This is a genomic window from Mesorhizobium sp. M7A.F.Ca.CA.004.06.1.1 (assembly GCF_003999135.1).
Classification (GTDB): Bacteria; Pseudomonadota; Alphaproteobacteria; order Rhizobiales; family Rhizobiaceae; genus Mesorhizobium.
Genome location: NZ_RZPQ01000771.1, coordinates 1 through 2744, shown reverse-complemented (window position 1 = coordinate 2744; position 2744 = coordinate 1). Strand labels below are relative to the sequence as shown.

Sequence of the window (2744 nt, the reverse complement as noted above, 5' to 3'; positions counted from 1 at the left end):
GCCGGACCGACTTTGACCGCGAGGATACCGATATCGCCATCCGCTCGGGCGGCGGCAAATGGCCGGGCCTGGAGGCGCACAAGCTGCTCGATGCCGACTTCACGCCGATGCTGAGCCCGAAACTCGCGGCGACCATCGGCGGCGTCAGGGAACCGGCGGACCTGTTGCGGCTGCCGATCCTCGATCCCGGCGACATCTGGTGGACGCAATGGTTCGAGGCTGCCGGCGTGCATTCGCACGATCTTGCCAAGCGGCCCGGCAGCAGCATGGGCGCGCAGGCCTATGAGGCCAATGCGGCGATCGCCGGTCATGGCGTCGCGGTCCTGACCAGGGCGCTGTTCAAGGCGGAACTTGCCGACGGGCGCCTGATCCAGCCTTTCGATCTGGTTGGCGACGACGGCCATGCCTATTGGCTGGTCTACCCCGAAGCGCGCCGCAACGTGCCGAAGATCCGTGCCTTCCGCGACTGGCTGCTGGCCGAGATCGCCGGCTGACCGGCAAGCTTTCGGGCTGCGCCTGGTTCTCGCAGATCTATCCGCTGCTGCCTCACTGTATCCGGCCGGGATGATTCTCGCCCTGGCAATTTCCGCTCGTCCCGGCCTGCGGTGTCGCCCGGGTGCTGCGCTGCAGCATCGAATCCGACTTGACATAATTCACGCCAAGTGAGTAATTGCCCAAAGCCAAGGCAAATGCTCATCTTGGTTCAAGGGAGGAATTTGATGAAACTTCGCACGCTCACCCTGGGCTTGTTGTCGGCCAGCACGCTTGCGTTCGCCGCACATGCCGAATCCATCACCATCGCCACCGTCAACAATGGCGATATGGTCCGCATGCAAAAGCTGACCGAGGACTTCACCAAGGCGAACCCCGACATCCAGCTCAACTGGGTCACGCTCGAAGAAAACGTGCTGCGCGAGCGCGTCACCACCGACATCGCCACCAAGGGCGGCCAGTACGACGTGATGACCATCGGTACCTACGAGGTTCCGATCTGGGCCAAGCAGAGCTGGCTGCTGCCGCTCGACAAGCTCGGCGACGACTACGATGCCAAGGACATCATCCCCGCCATCGCAGGCGGCCTTTCGGTCGACGGCAAGCTCTATGCCGCGCCCTTCTACGGCGAAAGCTCCTTCGTCATGTACCGCAAGGACCTGATGGAGAAGGCCGGGCTGAAGATGCCCGACGCGCCGACCTGGGACTTCATCAGGCAGGCCGCCGACAAGATGACCGACCGCGCCAATGGCGTGAACGGTGTCTGCCTGCGCGGCAAGGCCGGCTGGGGCGAGAACATGGCCTTCCTGACCGCCATGTCGAACTCCTTCGGCGCGCGCTGGTTCGACGAGAACTGGAAGCCACAGTTCGATCAGCCGGAATGGAAGAACACGCTGCAGTTCTATGTCGACCTGATGAAGGCCGACGGCCCCGAGGGTGCGTCCTCCAACGGCTTCAACGAAAACCTGGCGCTGTTCCAGCAGGGCAAATGCGGCATGTGGATCGACGCCACCGTCGCTGCGTCCTTCGTCTCCGATCCCAAGGCATCGCAGGTCGCAGACAAGGTTGGATATGCGCTGGCACCCGACAATGGCCTGGGCAAGCGCGGCAATTGGCTGTGGGCATGGTCGCTGGCGATCCCCGCCGGGACGCAGAAAGCCGATGCCGCCCAGAAGTTCGTCTCCTGGGCGACCAGCAAGCACTATGCCGAACTGGTCGCTTCGAAGGAAGGCTGGGCCAACGTTCCTCCGGGCACGCGCTCCTCACTCTATGCCAATGCCGAGTACCAGAAGGCGGCTCCGTTCGCCAAGATGACGCTGGACTCCATCAACGCCGCCGACCCGACGCATCCGACCGTCAAGCCGGTGCCCTATGTCGGCGTCCAGTTCGTCGCCATCCCCGAGTTCCAGGGACTTGGCACCACGGTCGGCCAGCTCTTCTCGGCGGCTCTTGCCGGCCAGTCGAGTGTCGACGATGCGCTGAAGCAGGCCCAGGACGCTGCCACCGCGGCAATGACCGAAGGCGGATACATCAAGTAAGGCTCCTCCCGGTGCCGACTGCCGGTCGCCTCCTTGACCGGCAACGGCCGCCCGAATTCCCAGTTCGGGCGGCCGCCTTTAACGCCTTTTGAAAATTCAGTCTGACCAGTGAAGGGTGACGTCATGGCTACTCAGCAGACCCGTTCGCTTGCCCGTTTCATGATGGCGCCATCCGTGGTGCTGCTGTTCGTCTGGATGATTGTGCCGCTGGTCATCACCATCTGGTTCTCTTTCCAGCAATACAATCCGCTCAATCCGATCCGCGACGGCTTTGTCGGCTTCTCGAATTACGCGTTGTTCTATTCCAACCCGGCCTTCCTGCAGTCGATCCTCAACACGCTCACATTGGTGGTCAGCGTGCTCCTGATCACGGTGATCGGCGGTATCCTTCTGGCGCTGCTGATCGATCAGCCGATGTGGGGCCAGGGCATCGTGCGCATCCTGGTCATTTCGCCGTTCTTCGTCATGCCGCCGGTGGCCGCATTGGTGTGGAAGAACATGATCATGCACCCGCAATATGGGGTGTTCGCCGACATAGCGCGCTTCTTCGGGGCCCAGCCGATCGACTGGTTCGGGCAGCATCCGATGCTGGCGATCATCATCATCGTCGCCTGGCAATGGCTGCCTTTCGCCACGCTCATTCTCTTGACCGCGCTGCAGTCGCTCGACGGCGAGCAGAAGGAAGCCGCCGAGATGGACGGCGCCGGCTTCATC

General features: G+C 62.7%; 3 protein-coding genes. All 3 read left to right on the top strand.

The features are described from left to right. The coding region (locus EN906_RS29910) for a LysR substrate-binding domain-containing protein (protein WP_245484357.1) at positions 1-494 on the top strand (494 nt) is incomplete at its 5' end. Between the two features lie 225 nt (positions 495-719). After that, entirely contained in the window at positions 720-2030 is a 1311-nt protein-coding gene (locus EN906_RS29905; protein ID WP_127268865.1) for a sugar ABC transporter substrate-binding protein, read from the top strand. Positions 2031-2153: 123 nt separating this feature from the next. Then, positions 2154-2744 (top strand): sugar ABC transporter permease (locus EN906_RS29900; RefSeq protein ID WP_164777465.1); only part of this gene is annotated, 591 nt, incomplete at its 3' end.